Here is a 22,441-nt window from a genome sequence, read left to right on the forward strand (position 1 = left end):
AGCCTGTCCCGGTGGCACCCCGGTCAGGCCCGGCCCGATCCGCTCAGCCCGCCAGGCAGGAGGGGCCGAGCAGCACCTTGAGGTCGCCGAAGAGCGCCGGGTCCGGTGTCACCCGGTGACGGTCCAGGCGCAGCACGGTCGTCTTGCGCGCGCCCTGGAGCTTGATCCGCACCTCGGTGGAGCCGCGGTGGTGGGTGAGGACCTGGCCGAGCTTCTCCACCAGCGGCGGGGTGACCTTGACCGTGGGGATCGTGATGATCACGGGGGCGTTGGTCCCGGCGTTGGACAGGTCGGGGACCATCAGCTCCATGGCGACCAGACGGGGGATGTCCTCGCGCTTGTCGAGCCGCCCCTTGACGAAGACGACGGCGTCCTCGACGAGCTGGGTGGAGACCAGCTGGTAGGTGGCGGGGAAGAACATGCAGTCGATCGAACCGGCCAGGTCCTCGACGGTGGCGATGGCCCAGGCATTGCCCTGCTTGGTCATCTTGCGCTGGAGGCCGGAGATGATGCCGCCGATGGTCACGATCGCGCCGTCGGCGTGCTCACCGCCGGTGAGCTGGGAGATCGCGGCGTCGGCCTTGTCGTTCAGGACGTGCTCGATGCCGAAGAGCGGGTGGTCGGAGACGTAGAGGCCGAGCATCTCGCGCTCCTGCGCGAGGAGGTAGGACTTCTCCCACTCGATGTCGGAGAACTCCACGTCGAGCCCGAAGCCCGGCTCGTCGCTGTCCGCCTCGCCCATGCCGCCGAAGAGGTCGAACTGACCCTCCGCCTCTTTGCGCTTGACCTGGACGACATTGTCGATCATCGGTTCGTAGTGCGCGGTGAGACCCTTGCGGGTGTGGCCCATCTCGTCGAAGGCGCCGGCCTTGATCAGCGATTCGACGGTGCGCTTGTTGCAGACGACGGCCTCGACCTTGTCGAGGAAGTCGGGGAAGGAGCTGTACTTCCCCTTGGACTTGCGGCAGCGGATGATCGAGTCCACCACGTTCTGTCCGACGTTGCGGACGGCGGTGAGGCCGAAGAGGATCACGTCGTCGCCCTGGGCGGCGAAGTTCGACTCGGACTCGTTGACATTGGGCGGCAGCACCTTGATGCCCATGCGACGGCACTCGTTGAGATACGTCGCCGACTTGTCCTTGTCGTCCTTGACCGAGGTCAGCAGGGCGGACATGTACTCGGCGGGGTAGTTGGCCTTGAGGTAGGCGGTCCAGTAGGTGACCAGGCCGTACGCCGAGGAGTGGGCCTTGTTGAACGCGTATCCGGCGAAGGGGACCAGCACGTCCCACAGGGCCTGGATGGCCTCGTCGGAGAAGCCCTTCTTCTTGGCGCCCTCCTTGAAGAAGACGAAGTTCTTCGCCAGCTCGTCGGGCTTCTTCTTGCCCATCACGCGGCGGAGGATGTCGGCCTCGCCGAGCGAGTACCCGGCGATGATCTGCGCGGCCTTCTGCACCTGCTCCTGGTACACGATGAGGCCGTAGGTGACGCCCAGGACCTCCTTGAGCGGCTCCTCCAGCTCCGGGTGGATCGGAGTGATCTCCTGCTGGCCGTTCTTGCGCAGGGCGTAGTTGGTGTGCGAGTTCATGCCCATCGGGCCCGGCCGGTAGAGGGCCGAGACGGCGGAAATGTCCTCGAAGTTGTCGGGCTTCATCAGGCGCAGCAGCGAGCGCATGGGGCCGCCGTCGAACTGGAAGACGCCGAGCGTGTCACCGCGGCAGAGCAGTTCGTAGGTGGTGGGGTCGTCCAGCGGGATGGCCAGGAGGTCGATGTCGACGCCCTTGTTGGCCTTCACCATCTTGACGGCGTCGTCCATGATCGTGAGGTTGCGCAGGCCGAGGAAGTCCATCTTCAGCAGGCCGAGCGACTCACAGCTCGGGTAGTCCCACTGGGTGATGGTCACGCCGTCGGAGTGCCGGACCCAGACGGGGACGTGGTCGGTGATCGTCTCGCTGGACATGATCACACCGGCCGCGTGCACACCCATCTGGCGGACCAGGCCCTCGACGCCCTTCGCGGTGTCGATGACCTTCTTGACGTCCGGCTCGTTCTCGTACATCCCCCGGATCTCGCCCGCCTCGCCGTAGCGCGGGTGGCTCGGGTCGGTGATGCCGTTGAGGTCGATGCCCTTGCCGAGGACATCGGCCGGCATCGCCTTGGTGAGCCGGTCGCCCATCGCGTAGGGGTAGCCGAGGACGCGGGCGGAGTCCTTGATCGCGTTCTTCGCCTTGATCTTGCCGTACGTACCGATCATGGCGACCTTGTCGGCGCCGTACTTCTCGGTGACGTACCGGATCACCTCACCGCGCCGGCGCTCGTCGAAGTCGATGTCGACATCGGGCATGGAGATGCGCTCGGGGTTGAGGAACCGCTCGAAGATCAGTCCGTGCTCGATCGGGTCGAGGTCGGTGATGCCCATGGCGTACGCGACGATCGAACCGGCCGCCGAGCCCCGGCCCGGGCCGACCGCGATGCCGTTGTTCTTGGCCCACATGATGAAGTCGGCGACCACGAGGAAGTACGCGGGGAACCCCATCTCGATGATGATGCCCATCTCGTACTCGACCTGCTTGAGCCGGTCCTCCGGGATGCCGCCGGGGTAGCGCCGGGCCATGCCGCGCATGGTCTCCTCGCGGAACCAGCTGACCTCGGTGTGCCCCTCGGGCACATCGAACTTCGGCATCAGGTTCCGCTCCTGGAACCAGCCCTCGGTGTCGATCTGGTCGGCGACCAGGCGCGTGTTGGCGCAGCCCTCCTGCCAGGCGTCGGAGGAGTCGATGGCGTACATCTCGTCCGTCGACTTCAGGTAGTAGCCGGTGCCGTCGAACCGGAAGCGGTCCGGGTCGGAGAGGTTCTTGCCGGTCTGGATGCAGAGCAGGGCGTCGTGGGCGCTCGCCTCGTGCGCGTAGGTGTAGTGGGAGTCGTTGGTGACCAGCGGGGGGATGCCGAGCTTCTTGCCGATCTCCAGCAGGCCGTCGCGGACCCGGCGCTCGATCTCGATGCCGTGGTCCATCAGCTCCAGGAAATAGCGGCCCTTGCCGAAGATGTCCTGGTAGTCGGAGGCGGCCTTGAGCGCCTCGTCGAAGTGGCCGAGGCGCAGCCGCGTCTGCACCTCGCCGGAGGGGCAGCCGGTGGAGGCGATCAGGCCCTCGGACCACTGGGAGATGGTCTCCTTGTCCATCCGCGGCCACTTCGTCAGCCAGCCCTCGGCGTACGCGTCGGAGGACAGCCGGAAGAGGTTGTGCAGACCGGTCTTGTTCGCCGCCCAGATGGTCTTGTGGGTGTAACCGCCCGAACCGGAGACGTCGTCGCGCTTCTGGTGCGGCTGGCCCCACTGGACGCGTCGCTTGTTGCGCCGCGACTCGGGCGCCACGTACGCCTCGATGCCGATGATCGGGGTGACGCCCGCCTTCTTGGCCTGGTGGAAGAAGTCGTACGCACCGTGCAGGTTGCCGTGGTCGGACATGGCGATGTGCGTCATGCCCATCTCATTGCAGGCCTTGAACATGTCCGACAGCCGCGCGGCACCGTCCAGCAGGGAGTACTGCGTGTGTACGTGCAGGTGCGTGAAGGGCGGCTTGGTCACGGTGGAAGACCTCCGGCGAACGGTCGGCGACAGCGGGGGGAGACAGCTTTGAAGGTTACCGGCCCCCACCGACAATCGCGGGCACGCGCCGGTAGCCTCGCTCGTTGAGAGCGGCAGGACGCCTGTCCGTTTCACGACCCTCCCCCGGCTACCGCTGGGGTGCCCCCACCAGGAGGACCAGCGATGGCGCTCGAGCACGTCCGGGCCACGCAGCGCGGCGAGGACATACTCGCTGTTTTCGACACCGCCTTCGGCACGCTCCTCGCGGCCGACCCCGCGGCCTTCCGGGTGAAGTTCCGCAAGATGGCGGCCTCGGCCTTCGCCTTCTACCGTGGCACCGCCTGCCTCTTCTACGCCGACCTGGCGCGGTCCGGCGAGCACGAGGAGGGCGCCACCGGCCCGTATCTGGACGAGCGCACGAGCCGGGTGTGGATACACGGCGATCTGCACGCCGAGAACTTCGGCACGTACATGGACGCCAACGGCCGGCTGGTCTTCAACGTCAACGACTTCGACGAGGCCTATGTCGGCCCCTTCACCTGGGACCTCAAGCGCTTCGCCGCCTCCATCGCCCTGATCGGCTACACCAAGGCGCTCAGCGACGAGATGATCACCGAGCTGGTGCGCGTCTACGCCGCGTCCTACCGCGAGCGCATCCACGCGCTGGCCACCGGCGCCAAGAATGACGAGGTGCCGCCCTTCACCCTGGACACCGCCGAGGGCCCGCTGCTGGGCGCGCTGCGCGAGGCCCGCTCGCTGACCCGCTTCGGGCTGCTGTCCACGATGACCGGGATCCGCGACTTCGAGCGCCGCTTCCTGGCGGACGACGGCTCCATCGAGCTGGACGCCGCGACCCGCTACAAGATCCTCGCCGCCTTCGACGGCTATCTGGAGACGCTCCCCGACACCAGCCTGGCCCGCCCCGACTCCTACCGCGTCAAGGACGTGGTCGGCCGCCGGGGCATCGGCATCGGCAGCGCCGGCCTGCCCTCGTACAACATCCTCCTGGAGGGCAACAGCGACGCCCTGGAGAACGACGTCGTCATCTACATGAAGCAGGCGCAGACCCCGGCGGTCTCCCGGCACCTCACCGACCCGGAGGTGCGCGGCTACTTCCAGCACGAGGGCCACCGCACGGTCATCTCGCAGCGCGCCCTCCAGGACCACGCCGATCCGTGGCTGGGCTGGACCGAGCTGGACGGGGCCGGGCAGCTGGTCGCGGAGATCTCCCCGTACGCGGTGGACCTCGACTGGTCGGACATCGACGACCCGGCCGAGATCGCGGCCGTCGTGGCCGACCTGGGCCGGGCCACCGCCACCATGCACGCGGCGGCCGACGACCAGAGCGGCCACTCGCTGGTCCCCTTCTCCACCGAGCGGGCCATCGACGCCGTGATCGCCGCCGACGAGGACGGCTTCGGCGACCTGCTCGTCGACTTCGCCCACTCCTACGGCGCCCGGGCCCGCGCGGACCACCAGATCTTCGTGGACCTCTTCCGCAACGGCCGGATCCCGGGCCTGTAGGACGCAGCGGGCTCCGCCCGCGGGGCCCTGGGGCGATTCGGGCCCTACCGGCCGTTCCGGCCCCTGATGAGGGGCTTAGTCCCCCTTTATCGCGGACCGTGCCAGACTTGTCAGTCATGGACATTTCGGCGGCACGGTTGCGGGCATTGCGCGCGGCGCTGTTCACAGCGCTGTGCGTGACGCTGTCCGCGGCCTCCCATGTGCTGCTGTCCGGCACGCCGCTGCCCCTGCGAGCCGTCGCCGCGGCGTCCGTCGCCGTCTTCGCGCTCGCCTACGCGCTCGCGGGCCGGGAGCGGGGCTTCGGGCACATCGCCGCCCTCCTCGTGCCGCTGGAGCTGGCGGTCGACGCCGTCTTCACCACCGGGCAGCGGACCTGCTACGGCACGGACGGACGGCCCGTGCCGGGCGCCCTCACCGCGCTGTGCGGCGGTGGCGGGGTCGACGGGCCGTTCGCCCCCGCGGGCGGCCCGGGCACGGCGTCCTGGCTGCTGCTCGCGGCGCACGTGGTGGTCGGGCTGCTCGCCGCCGCCTGGCTGCGGCGCGGCGAAGCGGCGCTGGCCCGGCTGCTGCGCGCCGTCGCGGCCCTCGCCTTCCGCCCCCTGCTGCTGGCCGTCACGACGGCCGCCCCCCTCGCGCGCCCCGGCGGCCCGCGGGTACGGGCCGTGCGGCGCGCGCGCGTGCCGCTCGCCCCTCCCCTGCTTCTGCACTCCGTCGTGCGTCGCGGTCCCCCGCCCGGTCTCGCCCCCGCCTGAGCGGTACGGATCCCTTACGCAGACAGCACGGACAGCACGGAGAAGTCGGATCATGAGCAAGCGCAACAACTGGGAGAACAAGCAGTCGGCCCGCGAGCGGCTGCGCGCCGAGCGGGAGCGGCAGGCCAAGAAGGACAAGACACGCCGCCAGCTCGTCGTCGGCGGGGCGGTCGCCGCGGTCCTGGCGGTCGTGGCGGGCATCGCCGTGGCCGTGACCCAGCTCGGCGGGGGCACGGACTCCGACTGGGCGGCGGCGGCGAAGAAGGAGCTCGTCAAGCCCGCCAACACCGCCGGCGACAAGGGCACCGAGATCGTCATCGGCGACAAGAAGGCCAAGCACACCCTGGACCTCTACCAGGACATGCGCTGCCCGATCTGCTCGGTCTTCGAGCAGAACGTCGGCGGCACGGTCGACAAGGACGTCAAGGACGGCAAGTACAAGGTCTCGTACCACGTCGCCACGTTCCTCGACCGCAACTTCGGCGGCGACGGCTCGAAGAACGCGCTGAGCGCGCTCGGCTCGGCCCTGAACGTCGGCCCCGAGGCGTTCAGCGCCTACAACAAGGCCCTCTACGCCAAGGCCAACCACCCGCAGGAGACGAAGGACGACTACGCGAAGGACGACGTCCTGCTGAAGATCGCGAACGAGGTCCCGGCGCTCAAGGACAACGCGGAGTTCCGCAAGAACGTCGAGGACGGCACCTTCGACAAGTGGGCGCTGGAGGTGTCCGCCGAGTTCGACAAGGCCAAGGACGTCACCGGCACCCCGACGCTCAAGCTCGACGGCAAGAAGCTGACCACGGACGGCAAGAACGTCCCGATCACCCCGGAGCAGTACACCAAGGTGGTCGACGCCGCGCTGAAGTCCTGACCCTTCCCCCGGGGTGTCCCGTCCCCGCCGTCGATGCCGAATCTTGACACGACACATACCCACGATCGTGGCAAACTTCGGCTTCATGGAGGGGACGGGAGTTCGACTGAGAGCACTGCGCGCGGCGCTCTTCACGGCTTTCTGCCTCACGCTGTCCGCCGCCTCCCATGTGCTGTTCTCGCGGATGCCGCTGCCGCTGTCCACGGTCGCCGTGCTGGCCGCCGCGTTCTTCACGATCGCCTACGCGCTGGCCGGCCGGGAGCGGGGCTACGGGCAGATCGCCGCCCTCCTCGTCCCCCTGGAGCTGGCGGCCGACACCGTCTTCACCGCCGGGCAGCACACCTGTTACGGCCGGGCGGGCGGTCCGATCGCGGGCCCGCTGCGCTCGATGGGCGTCGATCTGGTCTGCCGCGGCGGCGACTTCGGCACCCCGCTGGCCAGGATGGCCGCCCGGAGCGGCACCGGCCCGCTCCCCGCGGTCCCCGCGGCGGGGTCCGCCACCCCGTGGCTGCTGCTCGCCGGGCACATCGCGGTCGGTCTGCTGGCCGCCGCGTGGCTGCGCCGCGGCGAGGTGGCGCTGGCCCGGCTGCTGCGCGCCGTCGCGGGCCTCGCCTTCCGCCCCCTGCTGCTGGTCTTCGCCGCAGTGGCCCCTCTCGCGCGCCCCGCGGGCGCGGGCCCGCGGCCCGTGCGCCACGCGCGCGTGCCCCGCTCGCTGCCCCTGCTCGTCCACTCCGTCGTGCGACGCGGTCCGCCCCTGTGCCCGGCAGTCGCCTGAGCACCAGCGTTCCCCTTCATTCGTACGTTCATCACCCGGAGAAGACCTCATGAGCAACCGCAACAACCAGCAGAACAAGCAGGCCGCCCGCGAGCGGCTGCGCGCCGAGCGGGAGCGGCAGGCCAAGAAGGACAAGACGCGCCGCCAGCTCGTCGTCGCCGGGTCGATCGTCGTCGTGCTCGCGATAGCCGGCGGCATCGGCTACGCGGTGACCAACATGACCAACGGCAGCAAGAACAACAAGGTCTCCGCCAAGGCGTGGAAGGCCGCGTCCGACAAGACGGACTACAAGCAGCCCGCCAACACCACCGGTGACAAGGGCACCACGATCGTCATCGGCAAGAAGGACGCGAAGAACACCCTCGAGATCTTCGAGGACATGCGCTGCCCGATCTGCGCGGACTTCGAGGCCGCCACGGGCGACACCATCCTGAAGGACATCAAGGACGGCAAGTACAAGGCGCAGTTCACGATGGGCGCCTTCCTCGACGACAACCCGCAGATCGCGGGCTCCGGTTCGCGCAACGCCCTGAGCGCGCTGGGCGCGGCGCTGAACGTCGGCCCGGACGTCTTCCTCGAGTACAAGAAGGCGCTCTTCGACAAGAAGAACCACCCGCAGGAGACGGACGACGCCTACTCCGACGACGCCAAGCTGATCGAGATCGCCCAGTCGGTCAAGGAGCTCAAGGGCAACAAGGACTTCGACGCCGCCGTCGAGAAGGGCACCTACGACAAGTGGGCCCTGGCCGTCGCCGACAACTTCAAGAAGGCCAAGGACGTCACGGGCACGCCCACCTTCAAGCTCAATGGCGAGAAGCTGACGGGCGCGGGCGGCGGCGCCCCGGGCTCGCCCCAGGAGTTCAACTCGCTGGTGGACGCGGCGCTGAAGAAGTAGCCGCGTACCGGCGGCCACGGTAATGATCCGTGGTCGCCGGGCCGACGGGCGGGCGAACTCTTGGAGTCCGTCCGCCCCATGGCCTTACCTCCGGTTTTACCGGAAAGTAATATGACGGTCCGTGACCTCATCTGACCCGATATCGCGCCGCACGGCCGTCACGGCCGTAGCCGCCACCACCACCGCGGCCCTGCTGCCCCTGGCCACCGCCCCCGCCGCCCAGGCGCGGCCCGCCGTGCCCGCGCCCGCCGCGGCCCCCGCCGCCCGGGCCACCGCGGCCACCGGCTTCCTGCACGGCGTCGCCTCCGGCGACCCGCTCCCCGACGGTGTCCTGTTGTGGACGCGGGTCACGCCCGCCCCCGAAGCCGTTCCCGGCTCGGGGCTGGGGCCGGACGTCGAGGTCCGCTGGGAGGTGGCCGAGGACGCGGCCTTCGCCCACGTCGTCGCGCACGGCAAGGCCACCGCGACGGCCGCGACGGACCACACCGTCAAGGCCGATGTCCGCGGCCTCCGTCCGGCCACCGACTACCACTTCCGCTTCACCGCCGGCGATGCCGTCTCCCCCGTCGCCCGCACCCGCACGGCCCCCGCCCACGACGCGGCCACCGCGGGCGTCCGCTTCGGCGTGGTCTCCTGCGCCAACTGGGAAGCGGGCCACTTCTCCGCGTACCGCCATCTCGCCGGGCGAAGAGACCTGGACGCGGTGCTGCACCTCGGCGACTACATCTACGAGTACGGGACCGGCACCTACCCCGCCGCGAAGTACACCGTGCGCCCGCACTCCCCCGCCCACGAGATCGTCAGCCTGGCCGACTACCGCGTCCGCCACGGCCGTTACAAGACCGACCCCGATCTGCAGGCGCTGCACCAGGCGCACCCGACCGTGGCCATCTGGGACGACCACGAGTTCGCCAACGACGCCTGGTCGGGCGGCGCCGAGAACCACACGCCCGGCGCGGAGGGCGACTGGGCCGCGCGCATGGCCGCCGCGAAGCAGGCCTACTTCGAGTGGATGCCGGTCCGCCCGTCCATGGAGGGCACGACCTACCGGCGGCTGCGCTTCGGCAAGCTCGCCGATCTGCATCTGATGGACCTGCGCTCGTTCCGCTCGCAGCAGGCCAAGGGCGGCGCGGTCGACGACCCCGAGCGCAGCATCACCGGCCGGGCCCAGCTGGACTGGCTCAAGGCGGGCCTGGCGTCGTCCGACACCACCTGGCGCCTCGTCGGCAACTCCGTGATGATCTCCCCGGTGGCCTTCGGCGCCCTGCCCGCCCATCTGCTGGAGCCGCTCGCCAAGCTGCTCGGGCTGCCCACGGGCGGCCTCACGATCAGCACCGACCAGTGGGACGGATACACCGACGACCGGCGCGAGCTGCTCGCCCACCTCGCCGACCGCGCCATCCGCAACACCGTCTTCCTCACCGGCGACATCCACATGGCCTGGGCCAACGATGTGCCCCGCACGGCCGCGACGTACCCGATATCGCCGTCCGTGGCCACCGAGTTCGTGGTCACCTCGGTGACCTCGGACAACATCGACGACCTGCTGCACGTGCCGCCGCACACGGTCTCCCTCGCCGCCGCCACCGCGATCAAGGCCGCCAACCGGCATGTGAAGTGGCTCGACATGGACTCGCACGGCTACGGCGTCCTCGACATCACCACCGAGCACGCCCAGATGGACTACTACGTGCTGTCCGACAAGAAGGACCCGAAGGCCACGTCCTCCTGGTCCCGCTCCTACCGGACCCGCACGGGCACCCAGCGTGTCGAGCGGGTGAAGACGCCCGCGGGCTAGGGCCCCTGGAGAGAGGCTCTACTCCCCGAGGCCGTCGAGGAAGCCGAGCGCGACCTTCCAGGCGGCCTCGGCCGCCTCCGCGTCGTAGTCCGCCAGCTCGGGGTCGGTGAACAGGTGCCCGGCCCCGGCGTAGCGGTAGACCTCCACGTCCGCGCCCGCCCGCTGCATCCGCAGGTACCAGGCGTTGAGCCAGTCGTGCGGCTCGAACGGGTCCGGGTCCGCGACGTGCAGCTGCACGGGCAGCTCGTCGACGGACGCGTCCTCGGCGAGGTCGGAGGTGCCGTGCAGGAGCAGCAGGCCGCGCGCCTTCTCGTCGCCCAGCGCGAGGTTCTGCGCGATGGATCCGCCGAGCGAGAAGCCCGCGTAGACGAGTCCCCGGTCGGACAGCGGCGCGACCGCGGTGATGGCCCGGCGCAGCAGCTCCTCCTGGCCGATCTCGTCCTTGATCTTCATGCCGTCCTCGACGGTGTCCGTCGTCCGGCCGTCGTAAAGGTCCGGAACGTGCACCTCGTGACCGGCGGCGCGCAGGCGCTCGGCGGCGGCGTGCACCGCGGGCCGCAGCCCGAAGGCTGAATGAAACAGGACAATCGTGGTAGGGGACGCCACTGGAGTCACTTCCTTACGGGTGGATCGCGTGCCCCCATCGTGCCAGTTACGGTCGGGAGGACGCCCACCGGAGAGCAGCGAGGACCCGCAGGCCGGAAGGAGCCACACGTGTCCATGGAGGACGTGCTGCGTCCGATCATCGTCGTCGGTGGGGCGGTGCTCATCACGGCGGTCGTCGGCTGGGTGGCCGACCAGATACTGAACCGGATCGCCGCCCGACACCCCGAGATGCCACTGTGGGGCCTGCTGGGCCGCTGCCGGCTGCCGGTGCGCCTGGTGCTCTGCGCGGCGCTGCTGCGCGGCAGCTACGAGTCCTCCGGGGTGGCCGACGGGCATGAGGCCGGAGTGGGCCAGACGCTGACCCTGGTGCTGATCGGCGCGTGTGCCTGGCTGGTGATCCGGGTGGCCACCGCCGTGGTCGAGTCGACGTACGCCCGCTACGCCGCGCACGCGGTGGACCCGGCCCGGGTGCGCCGGGTGCGCACCCAGGTCACGCTGATCCAGCGGATCGTCGCGGCCGCCGTCTGTGTGGTGGCGGTGGCGGCGATGCTGCTGACCTTCCCGGCGATGAAGACCGTGGGGACGTCGATGCTGGCGTCGGCCGGTGTGATCGGCATCGTGGCCGGTGTGGCGGCCCAGTCCACGCTCGGCAATCTCTTCGCCGGGCTGCAGATCGCCTTCGGCGACCTGGTCCGTATCGGTGACACGGTCGTGGTCGACGGCGAGTGGGGCAAGGTCGAGGAGATCACGCTCACCTATCTGGTGGTCACCACCTGGGACGAGCGGCGGATCACCATGCCGGTGTCGTACTTCACCAGCAAGCCGTTCGAGAACTGGTCGCGCGGCAACCCCCGGATGACGGGCACGGTGTTCTTCCACCTCGACCACTCGACCCCGATAGACCTGCTGCGCGACCACCTCCACAACGTGCTCAAGAGCAGCCACGAGTGGGACGAGCGGGCCTGGGGCCTGGTGGTCACCGACACCACGCCCTCGACCATCCAGGTGCGGGCGCTGGTGACGGCCAAGGACGCCGACGACATCTGGACGCTGCGCTGCCTGGTGCGCGAACAGCTCATCGAGTGGCTCCGGCGGGAGCATCCGTACGCGCTGCCGCGCATCAACACCGCGCCGGCACCGGGCCTGGACGAGGCCCCCTCCCGCCGGCAGGCCCCGCCCACGGCGGACGACATCGGCCCGGGGCCGGGGATGAACTAGGGCGTGTGGTCCGGCGGCTTCGGCTGCGGGCCGCGTGTGCCACCTGCGGCGGCGAGCGCCCTGAGGGCGCGTCCTCAATCGCCGGACGGGCTGGTTGTGGCTGAGCTCAGCCACAACCAGCCCGTCCGGCGATTGAGGACACCGCCGCGCAGCGGAGGTGCACCCCAGGAGGCGCTAGCCGCGCAGGCTCCGGACGTCCAGGTGGCGCAGCACCCGGTCGACGACCTCCGGGTCGGCGCCGGGCTCGCTGCGTGCGGCCAGCACCTCGTGCCGGGCGGCGGAGAGCATCTCGTTCTGGATGCGCTGGACGGTGCGGATCCGCTCGACGCGCTGGGCGTGGGCCTCGCGGCGCTCCTCGTCCACCATGTCGGGGCTGATCCGGGCGCCCACCTCGTAGGCCCGCCGGTGGAGCTGTTCGACGAGGTCCTCGGGGAGGTCCTCGTCCTGTTCGATCTCCTTGAGCCGGCGCTTGGCGGCCTTGGAGACACGCACGGCGAGCTGCCGGGACAGCTCCCGCTCGGCATCGGTGTCGGACTCCACGCCGAGCCGCTTGACCAGCCAGGGCAGGGTGAGCCCCTGGACGACGAGGGTGGCGACGATGACGGCGAAGGCGATGAAGAGCATCTCGTCGCGGGCGGGGAAGGGCAAGCCGTCGTCCGTGCGCAGCGGGATGGCGAGGGCGAGCGCGACGGAGGCGACGCCGCGCATCCCGGACCACCACATCACGACCGTCTCGCGCCAGCTCATCGGGATCTCCTCGTCGTAGTCCCTGCGCCGGTGCAGCTTCTTGGCGAGCCACGCGGCGGGCAGCAGCCACAGCAGGCGCACACCGATGACGACCGCGACGACGACGGCTCCCGTCCGGAGCATCTCGCCCCAGCGGCCGGAGGCGACGTGGAAGACGTTGTGGAGCTCCAGGCCGATGAGCCCGAAGGCGACGCCGGTGACGAGGGTGTCGACGACCTCCCAGAAGGTGTGCCCGGCCAGCCGTCCGAGGACGTCGTCGGGGTCCGTGGCGTACTCGGCCAGGAAGAGCGCGGTGACGAGCACGGCGAGCACGCCGGAGCCCTTGAACTCCTCGGCCAGGACGTAGGAGACGAACGGCACCAGCAGGGTGAGCCCGATCTGGAGCGTCGCGTCACCGAGGACGTCCATGAGCTTCTTCGCCGCCCAGCCGAGGCCCAGCCCGACCGCCAGGGCCACCACGGCGGACAGCACCAGCTCCGCGACGGCCTTCGGCAGCGAGAAGCTGCCGCTGACGGCCGCGGCGATGGCCACGTGGTAGAGCACGATGGCGGTGACGTCGTTGAAGAGCCCCTCGCCCTCCAGGATGGAGACCAGGCGGCGGGGCAGCCCGAGGGAGCCCGCGACGGCGGTGGCGGCGACGGGGTCGGGCGGGGCGACGAGCGCGCCGAGCGCGACGGCGGCGGCGATGGGCAGGCCCGGCACGATGGCGCCCGCGACGGCCGCGACGGCGGCGGTCGTGACGAAGACGAGCGCCACGGCGAGCAGGAAGATCGGCCGCAGGTTGGCCGCGAACTGCCGCCAGGAGGTGCGCTGCACGGAGGCGTAGAGCAGGGGCGGCAGCACGAGGGGAAGGATGAACTCCGGGGGGATGTCCACGTTGGGCACGAACGGCAGCAGCGCGAGGGCGATCCCGCCCAGGGTCATCAGCACCGGTGACGGCAGCCCCAGCCGGTCCCCGAGCGGCACCATGACCACGGCCCCGATGAGCAGGACGAACAGCAGGGCGAGCTGGTCCACGGAGGCCCTCCGGGCGGGTGGGGAACAGACGTTCAGGCCCCAGCCTGCCATGGAACGGGGCAAACCCCATGATGCCGGGCGCCTTTCGGCGCCTCAGTGCGATCCGGATCGCACCTCAGAGCGACTTGGTCATCGCCCGGTGCGGGATGCCGCTGCCCTCGTCGAACTCCGGTCCGTACGCGGCGTACCCCAGGCGCTCGTAGAAGCCGAGGGCGTGCGTCTGTGCCTCGAGGTAGACCCGGGCCAGGCCCAGCCGTCGGGCCTCGTCCTCCACCGCCCGCACGAGCGCGGCACCGAGGCCCGTGCCCCGGGCGGCGCCGCCGACCGCGAGCCGGCCGAGGACGGCCGTGGTGTCGTCGTCGACGCCGGCGTGGGCGTACTTCCGCCGGGCGGGCCCGCCGTGCAGGAAGCGCACCGTGCCGAGGGGACCGGCCGGGCCGGTGGCCAGGAGATGGACCGCGTCGGCGTCGTACGCGTCCATCTCCTCCGCCTCCGGGATCCGCTGCTCCACGACGAAGACCTCACGGCGCACGGCGAAGCAGTCGGCGAGCTCCGCCGGGCCCGCCGGGCGGATGACGCAGGGGGCGTCCCGGCTCACGAGCTTTCGGCGCGCACGATGTCCAGGGCCCGCTGCAGGTCCTCGGGGTAGGCGCTCTCGAACTCCACCCATCGCCCGTCCTCGGGGTGCTCGAAGCCGAGCCGCATGGCGTGCAGCCACTGCCGGGTGAGGCCGAGCCGCTTGGCGAGGGTCGGGTCGGCGCCGTAGGTGAGGTCACCGACGCAGGGGTGCCGGTGCGCGGCCATGTGCACCCGGATCTGGTGCGTACGGCCGGTCTCCAGCTTGATGTCGAGGAGGCTGGCGGCCCGGAACGCCTCGATGAGGTCGTAGTGGGTCACCGACGGCTTGCCCTCGGCGGTGACGGCCCACTTGTAGTCGTGGTTGGGGTGGCGGCCGATGGGGGCGTCGATGGTGCCGCTCATCGGGTCCGGGTGGCCCTGGACCAGCGAGTGGTAGCGCTTGTCGACCGTGCGCTCGCGGAACTGCTGCTTGAGCAGGGTGTAGGCGCGCTCGGACTTGGCGACGACCATCAGGCCGGAGGTGCCCACGTCCAGGCGGTGCACGATGCCCTGGCGCTCGGACGCGCCCGAGGTGGAGATGCGGTAGCCGGCGGCGGCGAGACCGCCGATGACGGTGGTACCGGTCCAGCCGGGGCTCGGGTGCGCGGCGACGCCGACCGGCTTGACGATCACGACGATGTCGTCGTCGTCGTGGACGATCTCCATGCCCTCCACGGGCTCCGCGACGATCTGCACCGGCGCGGGCGCGGCGGGCATCTCGACCTCCAGCCAGGCCCCGCCGGTGACCCGGTCGGACTTCCCGGCCTCGGCTCCGTCGAGCTGGACCTTGCCCGCGGCCGCGAGTTCGGCCGCCTTGGTGCGGGAGAAACCGAACATGCGGGCGATGGCGGCGTCGACGCGCTCGCCTTCGAGGCCATCGGGGACGGGAAGGGCGCGGATCTCGGGAATGGTGCTCACCCGTCGAGTATGCCGGACGGGCCGGACCCGCCCGAACGCCCGTCCCGGGCGGCGGCGGCCCCGGTCCGCCCGGGACCGGGCCGCCGGGCGTGCGGCAGGCGGTCAGTCGTCGGTGTGGACGGTGCCGTCCGGGTCCAGGCCGCGGAAGGAGAGGATCACGATCAGGAAGCCGCCGCAGACGATCGCGGAGTCGGCGAGGTTGAAGACCGCGAAGTGCGCGGGGGCGATGAAGTCCACCACCCCGCCCTCGAAGCCGCCGGGGGACCGGAAGAGCCGGTCGGTGAGGTTGCCGAAGGCGCCGCCGAGCAGCAGGCCGAGCGCGATGGCCCACGGCAGGCTGTAGAGCTTGCGGGCGAGGCGCGCGATGACCACGATCACGGCGGTGGCGATCACGGTGAAGACGATGGTCATCGCCTCGCCGATACCGAAGGCCGCGCCGCGGTTGCGGATCACGTTGAACTGGAGCCAGGTGCCGAACACCTGGATCGGATCGTGGTGCTCCAGCTTGGCCACCACGAGGAGCTTGCTGAGCAGATCGAGCAGGTAGGCGAAAGCGGCGACCGAGACGAGCACGCCGATCCGCCGCTTGCCCTTGGCCGCGCTGTTCTCGCCGGCCGTCGCCTCTCCGGCCCCGTCGGCGCCCTCCGGCATACCGGTGGCCTGTTCCGCCTCTGTCACGTGAGTCCCTCGACGTCGTCCCACGCCAGGGCCCTGCCTGGCTGAGGTCGAGGGTACGGCACGGCGTGGGCGCCCGGTCAGCGACGTTCCTGACGCTGCTTGCACTCGACACACAGCGTGGCCCGCGGGAAGGCCTGCATCCGGGCCTTCCCGATGGGATTGCCACAGTTCTCACAGATCCCGTACGTACCGGCGTCGAGCCGCTCCAGCGCCCGCTCGGTCTGCTCCAGCATCTCCCGCGCGTTGGCGGCCAGGGCCAGCTCGTGCTCGCGGGTGATGTTCTTGGTGCCGGTGTCGGCCTGGTCGTCGCCCGCGCCGTCGCCCGAGTCGCGCATCAGGCCGCTGATCGCCTCCTGGGCGGCTTCGATCTCGGTCCGCAGCCGGAGGACCTCGCCCCGCAGGTCCGTCCGGGCCTCGGCCACCTCCTCGGGCGACCAGGGCTCCTCGCCGGGGCGTACGGCGAGGGCCCCGGCCTCCGCGGCGCCCGCCCGGGCCCCCGGCACCGTCGTCCCGGCCTGCGCCTCGCTCATGGTCTTCTTCACGGCCACCGTCCTGTCTCCCGTCTTCTTGGCGGATGCCGCTCGCGCGGCTTGAACGGCCGGGTCGGCCTGTACGGCCGTGGCCTCGGCGGGCGCGGCCTTCTCGGCCGCGGCCCTGGTGGAGATCTTGGTCGCGGCCTTGGCCGTGGTGTGGGTCTTGGTCGCGGCCTTGTCGGCGGTTTTGGCCGTGGTCTTGGCCGTGGTCTTGGCCGCGGTCTTGGACGCAGCCTTGGTGATCGTCTTCTTGGCGGCCTTCGCAGGCGCGGCCTTCGCGGTCGCGGTCTTCTTCACCGGTGCGGTCTTCGTCGTCGCCTTCTTGGCTACGGCCTTCGTGGCGGGGACCTTCGTGGCCGGGGCCTTCGTGGCTGCGACCTTCTTGGCCGGAGCCTTCTTCGCGGGGGCGGCCTTCTTGGCCGGAGCGGCCTTCTTGGCGGTGGCCGGAGCGGGAGCGGTCCTGGTGGTCTTCCCGGCCGCGGGCGCGGCCTTCTTGGCCGGTGCGGCCGTCTTCACGGACTTCTTCGCCACCATGGCCCGCGACCCCTTCACATTTTATGATCTTGCGCGCGAATCGTGCCGGAACGATAAATCGGCTCCGGGCACGCGGCAACGGGCCACGCCGGTCTCAACCCTTGTGCCCCGCACCCGGCCCTGTAATCGGCGGGCCGCGGCCGGCAGGGGAAATTCGGTCGGCCGTCCTCGGTGTGGCCCTTTACACTGGGCGCAGCGAAAGGCGTGGAAGGGACGAGTAGCGCCGCACGCAGCCATGAGCGATCCGGGGACGGTGCGAGCCCGGAGGTGTGCGCGGTGTGAAGATCACCCCCGAGCCGCCGGAAGAACGCCCCGCGGGGTCAGTAGAACCGGTGTCGCGGCCCAATGAGGGGGCCACAGGCGTGCTGCCTGCGGCCAAGGAGGGTGGTACCGCGGGAGCGAGTGGCTCTCGTCCCTCCGACGGAGAGCGCGACAGCGCAATGACGTTCCGCCGGAGGCAGACCCAGATGAATCCGCAGCCGCAGTACCGCCAGGTGCCCGCCCAGGTCGACCTACCCGCCCTCGAGCACGCCGTGCTCGACTTCTGGCGGGAGAACAAGGTCTTCGCCCGCACCCTCGAGCAGTCCGAGGGCCGCCCCGAGTGGGTCTTCTACGAGGGCCCCCCGACCGCCAACGGCATGCCGGGCGCGCACCACATCGAGGCCCGCGTCTTCAAGGACGTCTTCCCCCGCTTCCGCACCATGCAGGGCTACCACGTCGGCCGCAAGGCCGGCTGGGACTGCCACGGCCTGCCGGTCGAGCTGGCGGTGGAGAAGGAGCTGGGCTTCAACGGCAAGCAGGACATCGAGAAGTACGGCATCGCCGAGTTCAACGCGAAGTGCCGGGAGTCCGTGACCCGCCACACCGACGCGTTCACCGAGCTGACCACCCGCATGGGCTATTGGGTCGACCTGGACGACGCGTACCGCACGATGGACCCCGCGTACGTGCAGTCCGTGTGGTGGTCGCTGAAGGAGATCTTCAACAAGGGGCTGCTGGTCCAGGACCACCGCGTCGCCCCCTGGTGCCCCCGCTGCGGCACCGGCCTGTCGGACCACGAGCTGGCGCAGGGCTACGAGACGGTCGTGGACCCGTCCGTCTTCGTCCGCTTCCCGCTGACCTCCGGCCCGCTCGCGGGCGAGGCGGCGCTGCTGGTGTGGACGACCACCCCGTGGACGCTCGTCTCCAACGTCGCCGCCGCCGCACACCCGGACGTCACCTATGTCGTGGCCACCGACGGCAACGAGAAGCTGGTCGTCGCCGAGCCGCTGCTGGAGAAGTCCCTCGGCGAGGGCTGGACCGCCACCGGCCAGTCCTTCACCGGCCGCGAGATGGAGCGCTGGGCCTACCGCCGCCCGTTCGACCTGGTCGAGCTGGAGGACGCCAACTTCGTCGTCAACGCCGAGTACGTGACGACCGAGGACGGCACCGGCCTCGTCCACCAGGCCCCCGCCTTCGGTGAGGACGACCTCAAGACCTGCCGCGCCTACGGCCTGCCGGTCGTGAACCCGGTCCGCCCGGACGGCACCTTCGAGGAGGGCCTCGCCCTCGTCGGCGGCGAGTTCTTCAAGAAGGCCGACGAGAAGCTCGTCGCGGACCTCTCCGAGCGCGGTCTGCTCTTCAAGCACATCGCCTACGAGCACAGCTACCCGCACTGCTGGCGCTGCCACACCGCGCTGCTCTACTACGCGCAGCCGTCCTGGTACATCCGCACCACCGCCGTGAAGGACCGCCTTCTCGAGGAGAACGAGAAGACCAACTGGTTCCCCGAGTCGGTCAAGCACGGCCGCTTCGGCGACTGGCTGAACAACAACATCGACTGGGCGCTCTCCCGCAACCGCTACTGGGGCACCCCGCTGCCCATCTGGCGCTGCGAGGACAACCACCTCACCTGCGTCGGCTCGCTGGCCGAGCTCGGCGAGCTGACCGGCACCGACCAGAGCGCACTGGACCCGCACCGCCCGTACATCGACGACGTCACCTTCACCTGCACCGCCGACGGCTGCTCGCACACCGCCGTCCGCGTGCCGGAGGTCATCGACGCCTGGTACGACTCCGGTTCGATGCCGTTCGCGCAGTGGGGCTACCCGTACCAGAACAAGGAGATCTTCGAGAAGCGCTACCCGGCGCAGTTCATCTCGGAGGCCATCGACCAGACGCGCGGCTGGTTCTACACCCTGATGGCGGTCGGCACACTCGTCTTCGACAAGTCGAGCTACGAGAACGTCGTCTGCCTCGGCCACATCCTCGCCGAGGACGGCCGGAAGATGTCCAAGCACCTGGGCAACATCCTCCAGCCGATCCCGCTGATGGACCAGCACGGCGCCGACGCCGTCCGCTGGTTCATGGCGGCCGGCGGTTCCCCGTGGGCCGCGCGCCGCGTCGGGCACGGCACGATCCAGGAGGTCGTCCGCAAGACGCTCCTCACCTACTGGAACACGGTCGCCTTCCAGGCGCTGTACGCCCGGACCTCGGGCTGGGCGCCGTCCGCCGCCGACCCGGCCGCCGCCGAGCGGCCGCTGCTGGACCGCTGGCTGCTCAGCGAGCTCAACGCGCTGACCGACGAGGTCACGCAGGCCATGGACGCCTACGACACCCAGCGGGCCGGCAAGCTGCTGTCCTCCTTCGTGGACGATCTGTCCAACTGGTACGTGCGGCGTTCGCGCCGCCGCTTCTGGCAGGGCGACAAGGCCGCGCTGCGCACGCTGCACGAGGTCGTCGAGACGGTCACCCGTCTGATGGCCCCGCTGGTGCCCTTCATCACCGAGCGGGTGTGGCAGGACCTGATCGTGCCCGTCGACTCCGAGGCCCCGGCATCGGTCCACCTCTCCACCTGGCCGAAGGCGGACACCGCCCTCATCGACCCGACGCTGTCCCAGCAGATGCTGCTCGTGCGGCGCCTGGTCGAGCTCGGCCGCGCCACGCGCGCCGAGTCGGGCGTCAAGACCCGTCAGCCGCTGTCCCGCGCGCTGGTCGCGGCCGCCGGCTTCGAGTCGCTGGGCGCCGAGCTGCGGGCGCAGATCGCCGAGGAGCTGAACGTCTCGTCCCTGGCCTCGCTGAGCGAGGTCGGCGGTTCGCTGGTCGACACCACGGCCAAGGCCAACTTCCGTGCCCTGGGCAAGCGGTTCGGCAAGGGCGTCCAGGCGGTGGCCAAGGCCGTCGCCGAGGCGGACGCCGCCGCGCTGTCGCTGGCCCTGCGCGAGGGCACCGCCTCGGTGGTGGTCGAGGGGGAGGACGTCTCCCTCTCCCCCGACGAGGTCATCATCACCGAGACCCCCCGCGAGGGCTGGTCGGTGGCCTCCGACTCGGGTGCGACCGTGGCGCTGGACCTGGAGATCACCCCGGAGCTGCGTCGTGCCGGTCTCGCCCGTGACGCGATCCGGCTGATCCAGGAGGCCCGTAAGAACAGCGGCCTGGACGTCGCCGACCGGATCGCGGTCCGCTGGTCCGCGCCGGACGCCGAGACGGCCGGGGCGCTGGCCGAGCACGCGGGCCTGATCGCGGACGAGGTCCTCGCGCTCGACTTCGCCCAGGGCGAGGGCGACGACTCCTACGGCGAGTCGTTCGAGGACGAGGGCCTCGGCCTGACGTTCCGCCTCCGTAAGGCGTAACTCCCGGGCGGCGCCTGCCGCCTGACGACCCGACCCGGTGTGCCGGGGGCCAAGGCCCCCCGGCACACCGGGTTTTGTCGTACCGCGATGCGCACGGCGGGCGGGCGGCGACGAAAAACGGGCCGGGCCCGGGACATGAAGTCCCGGGCCCGGCCCGTTGTTTGCCGACGCGTGGCGCCGAGCGTTTAGTTGTCGTCCTCGTCGATCAGGAAGCCGCGCATCGGGGACGGAGCCTGCTGCATCGGCTGCTGGCCCTGCGGCCGGACCGGTGCCATCGGCTGCGTCATCGCCGGGGACATCTGCTGCTGACCGCCGTACGACGGGGCACCCGTCGCACCGCCGTGGCCGCCCATGGACGGGTTGCCGCCCATGCTGTGGCCACCCATGCCCGCACCGGCCGAGGCCATGGACCCGCTCATCGAGGGGGCCGCCGGCAGCGACGCGGTCGCCGGGGTACGGGGCGGGGCGAGCGAGTCGTCCGCCTGGTTCTCCAGCTGGCGCAGCTGGCTCTCCAGGTAGGACTTCAGCCGGGTGCGGTACTCGCGCTCGAAGCCGCGCAGGTCCTCGACCTTGCGCTCCAGCGTGGCGCGAGCGGACTCCAGGGAGCCCATCGCGACGCGGTGCTTTTCCTGCGCGTCCCGCTCCAGCGCGTCGGCCTTGGCGCGGGCGTCCCGCTCCAGGCCCTCGGCGCGGCTGCGTGCCTCGCCGACGATCTTGTTGGCCTCGGAACGGGCCTCCGCGATCGCCTGGTCGGCGGTCTGCTGCGCGAGCGAGAGCACACGAGCGGCACTGTCGCCGCCCGGACCCTGGCCCTGCTGCTGCATCTGCTGGCCGGGGCCGCCCATCGGGCCGTTCTGGCCCATGCCCTGGCCCATGGGACCGGGACCGTTCTGACCCATGCCGTTCTGACCCATCGGGCCGTTCTGCCCCATGGGACCGTTCTGTCCCATCGGACCGCCCATGGGGCCGCCCATCGGACCGTTCTGTCCCATGGGACCCGGACCGTGGGGACCCTGCGGGCCGTGGCCGTGACCGCTGGGGCCAGCCGGCAGCTGCGGGGCACCGCCCGGAAGCTGCGGCGGGCCGCCCATCTGCTGCTGCTGCGGCACCGGCTGCGGTCCGGATATGGCGGCGGGCACCGGAGCGCCCGGTCGCTGGTCCTGCTGCTCGGGCTTGCGCATTCCCTGCTGCTGGTTCTGCGCGGCGGCCCGCGTGGCCGCGGCCAGCTTGGCGCGCAGGTCCTCGTTCTCCCGCAGCAGACGGGTCAGTTCGGCCTCGACCTCGTCCAGGAAGGCATCGACCTCGTCCTCGTCATAGCCTTCTCGGAGACGGACGGTCGTGAACTGCTTGTTCCGCACGTCCTCGGGGGTCAACGGCATCTCTTCTTCACCTCAACGTAGTCGTCGGCAACCGGCAAGACCGTATCGTTCACACCAACACCCGCCTGACGACGGCGATCAGGATGTAGACGATGATCATCAATACGAAGAAGGACAGGTCGAGCGCCACGCCCCCGAGACGCAGCGGCGGAATGAACCGCCGCAGAAGCTTGAGTGGCGGATCGGTGACAGTGTAGGTGGCCTCCAGAACGACCACCATCGCCTTACCGGGTTGCCATGAGCGGGCGAACTGGAAGACGTAATCCATCACCAATCGGAAGATCAGCACAACCAGGAAGCAATACAGCGCGATGTAGATCACCTGCAGTGCGATGTCCATCTCCCGCGCTTCCCTCTCCCCTTGCCCGTACTCGGCCTGTTGGC

Annotated in this window: 17 protein-coding genes; 8 read left to right on the plus strand and 9 right to left on the minus strand. The window is 70.5% G+C overall.

Annotation, left to right across the window (positions count from 1 at the left end):
• Window positions 1-43: 43 nt before the first annotated feature.
• Window positions 44-3,583 carry a DNA polymerase III subunit alpha gene (gene dnaE, locus JO379_RS09145; protein WP_130877307.1) on the minus strand — a complete coding sequence of 1,180 codons (3,540 nt, stop codon included), beginning with the start codon at window positions 3,581-3,583 and terminating at the stop codon, window positions 44-46.
• 183 nt (window positions 3,584-3,766) lie between these two features.
• Here dnaE and JO379_RS09150 point away from each other — a divergent pair, with 183 nt between their 5' ends.
• From JO379_RS09150 to JO379_RS09175, 6 genes are all read left to right on the plus strand, one after another.
• A complete protein-coding gene (locus JO379_RS09150) occupies window positions 3,767-5,107 on the plus strand; it encodes a DUF2252 domain-containing protein (protein WP_130877308.1) in 1,341 nt (446 codons plus the stop codon).
• A gap of 116 nt (window positions 5,108-5,223) precedes the next feature.
• Window positions 5,224-5,859, plus strand: a complete 636-nt coding sequence (locus JO379_RS09155) for a hypothetical protein (protein ID WP_130877309.1) — start codon at window positions 5,224-5,226, stop codon at window positions 5,857-5,859.
• Window positions 5,860-5,911: 52 nt separating this feature from the next.
• Window positions 5,912-6,730 carry a thioredoxin domain-containing protein gene (locus JO379_RS09160; protein ID WP_130877310.1) on the plus strand — a complete coding sequence of 273 codons (819 nt, stop codon included), beginning with the start codon at window positions 5,912-5,914 and terminating at the stop codon, window positions 6,728-6,730.
• Between the two features lie 85 nt (window positions 6,731-6,815).
• The gene (locus tag JO379_RS09165; protein ID WP_209518608.1) at window positions 6,816-7,505 is read left to right on the plus strand and encodes a hypothetical protein; all 690 of its coding nucleotides are present in this window, start codon (window positions 6,816-6,818) and stop codon (window positions 7,503-7,505) included.
• A gap of 49 nt (window positions 7,506-7,554) precedes the next feature.
• On the plus strand, window positions 7,555-8,400 hold the full coding sequence (locus JO379_RS09170) for a thioredoxin domain-containing protein (RefSeq protein WP_130877311.1): 846 nt from the start codon (window positions 7,555-7,557) through the stop codon (window positions 8,398-8,400).
• 121 nt (window positions 8,401-8,521) lie between these two features.
• The gene (locus JO379_RS09175; protein ID WP_130877312.1) at window positions 8,522-10,198 is read left to right on the plus strand and encodes an alkaline phosphatase D family protein; all 1,677 of its coding nucleotides are present in this window, start codon (window positions 8,522-8,524) and stop codon (window positions 10,196-10,198) included.
• Window positions 10,199-10,216: 18 nt separating this feature from the next.
• On the opposite strand, the gene JO379_RS09180 is transcribed toward JO379_RS09175, so the two are convergent.
• Window positions 10,217-10,804, minus strand: coding sequence for a dienelactone hydrolase family protein (locus JO379_RS09180; RefSeq protein WP_209514551.1), 588 nt, complete (start codon window positions 10,802-10,804; stop codon window positions 10,217-10,219).
• A 114-nt stretch (window positions 10,805-10,918) separates the two neighbouring features.
• Between JO379_RS09180 and JO379_RS09185 the strand changes: the two genes are divergently transcribed.
• Window positions 10,919-12,022: a mechanosensitive ion channel family protein gene (locus JO379_RS09185; RefSeq protein WP_130877827.1), complete on the plus strand. Its 1,104-nt coding sequence runs from the start codon at window positions 10,919-10,921 to the stop codon at window positions 12,020-12,022.
• A 174-nt stretch (window positions 12,023-12,196) separates the two neighbouring features.
• Here the strand turns inward: JO379_RS09185 and JO379_RS09190 are convergent, their stop codons facing one another.
• The 5 genes from JO379_RS09190 to JO379_RS09210 all read right to left on the minus strand — a co-directional run bounded on the left by JO379_RS09190 (window position 12,197) and on the right by JO379_RS09210 (window position 17,067).
• Window positions 12,197-13,786, minus strand: a complete 1,590-nt coding sequence (locus tag JO379_RS09190) for a Na+/H+ antiporter (RefSeq protein ID WP_130877314.1) — start codon at window positions 13,784-13,786, stop codon at window positions 12,197-12,199.
• Between the two features lie 115 nt (window positions 13,787-13,901).
• On the minus strand, window positions 13,902-14,384 hold the full coding sequence (locus tag JO379_RS09195) for a GNAT family N-acetyltransferase (protein WP_242625990.1): 483 nt from the start codon (window positions 14,382-14,384) through the stop codon (window positions 13,902-13,904).
• Window positions 14,381-15,322, minus strand: a complete 942-nt coding sequence (locus JO379_RS09200) for an RluA family pseudouridine synthase (protein ID WP_209514553.1) — start codon at window positions 15,320-15,322, stop codon at window positions 14,381-14,383. The genes JO379_RS09195 and JO379_RS09200 overlap by 4 nt, the downstream gene beginning before the upstream one ends.
• Before the next feature lie 102 nt (window positions 15,323-15,424).
• Window positions 15,425-16,000 carry a signal peptidase II gene (gene lspA, locus JO379_RS09205; RefSeq protein ID WP_130877317.1) on the minus strand — a complete coding sequence of 192 codons (576 nt, stop codon included), beginning with the start codon at window positions 15,998-16,000 and terminating at the stop codon, window positions 15,425-15,427.
• 77 nt (window positions 16,001-16,077) lie between these two features.
• Window positions 16,078-17,067, minus strand: a complete 990-nt coding sequence (locus tag JO379_RS09210) for a TraR/DksA family transcriptional regulator (protein WP_209514555.1) — start codon at window positions 17,065-17,067, stop codon at window positions 16,078-16,080.
• Window positions 17,068-17,534: 467 nt separating this feature from the next.
• Between JO379_RS09210 and ileS the strand changes: the two genes are divergently transcribed.
• Window positions 17,535-20,678, plus strand: coding sequence for an isoleucine--tRNA ligase (gene ileS, locus JO379_RS09215; RefSeq protein ID WP_209514557.1), 3,144 nt, complete (start codon window positions 17,535-17,537; stop codon window positions 20,676-20,678).
• 185 nt (window positions 20,679-20,863) lie between these two features.
• Here the strand turns inward: ileS and JO379_RS09220 are convergent, their stop codons facing one another.
• Window positions 20,864-22,057: a DivIVA domain-containing protein gene (locus tag JO379_RS09220; protein WP_130877320.1), complete on the minus strand. Its 1,194-nt coding sequence runs from the start codon at window positions 22,055-22,057 to the stop codon at window positions 20,864-20,866.
• Window positions 22,058-22,106: 49 nt separating this feature from the next.
• Window positions 22,107-22,397 carry a YggT family protein gene (locus JO379_RS09225; RefSeq protein WP_130877321.1) on the minus strand — a complete coding sequence of 97 codons (291 nt, stop codon included), beginning with the start codon at window positions 22,395-22,397 and terminating at the stop codon, window positions 22,107-22,109.
• Between the last annotated feature and the right edge of the window lie 44 nt (window positions 22,398-22,441).

The organism is Streptomyces syringium (genome assembly GCF_017876625.1).
GTDB classification, from domain to species: domain Bacteria; phylum Actinomycetota; class Actinomycetes; order Streptomycetales; family Streptomycetaceae; genus Streptomyces; species Streptomyces syringius.

What these genes read in the sequence shown, in the direction of transcription:
- JO379_RS09150 (WP_130877308.1), top strand. Translation starts at nt 3,767, where the DNA reads ATGGCGCTCGAGCACGTCCGGGCCACGCAGCGCGGCGAGGACATACTC.
- JO379_RS09155 (WP_130877309.1), top strand. Translation starts at nt 5,224, where the DNA reads ATGGACATTTCGGCGGCACGGTTGCGGGCATTGCGCGCGGCGCTGTTC.
- JO379_RS09160 (WP_130877310.1), top strand. Translation starts at nt 5,912, where the DNA reads ATGAGCAAGCGCAACAACTGGGAGAACAAGCAGTCGGCCCGCGAGCGG.
- JO379_RS09165 (WP_209518608.1), top strand. Translation starts at nt 6,816, where the DNA reads ATGGAGGGGACGGGAGTTCGACTGAGAGCACTGCGCGCGGCGCTCTTC.
- JO379_RS09170 (WP_130877311.1), top strand. Translation starts at nt 7,555, where the DNA reads ATGAGCAACCGCAACAACCAGCAGAACAAGCAGGCCGCCCGCGAGCGG.
- JO379_RS09185 (WP_130877827.1), top strand. Translation starts at nt 10,919, where the DNA reads ATGGAGGACGTGCTGCGTCCGATCATCGTCGTCGGTGGGGCGGTGCTC.
- JO379_RS09210 (WP_209514555.1), bottom strand. Translation starts at nt 17,067, where the DNA reads ATGGTGGCGAAGAAGTCCGTGAAGACGGCCGCACCGGCCAAGAAGGCC.
- ileS (WP_209514557.1), top strand. Translation starts at nt 17,535, where the DNA reads ATGAATCCGCAGCCGCAGTACCGCCAGGTGCCCGCCCAGGTCGACCTA.
- JO379_RS09220 (WP_130877320.1), bottom strand. Translation starts at nt 22,057, where the DNA reads ATGCCGTTGACCCCCGAGGACGTGCGGAACAAGCAGTTCACGACCGTC.
- JO379_RS09225 (WP_130877321.1), bottom strand. Translation starts at nt 22,397, where the DNA reads ATGGACATCGCACTGCAGGTGATCTACATCGCGCTGTATTGCTTCCTG.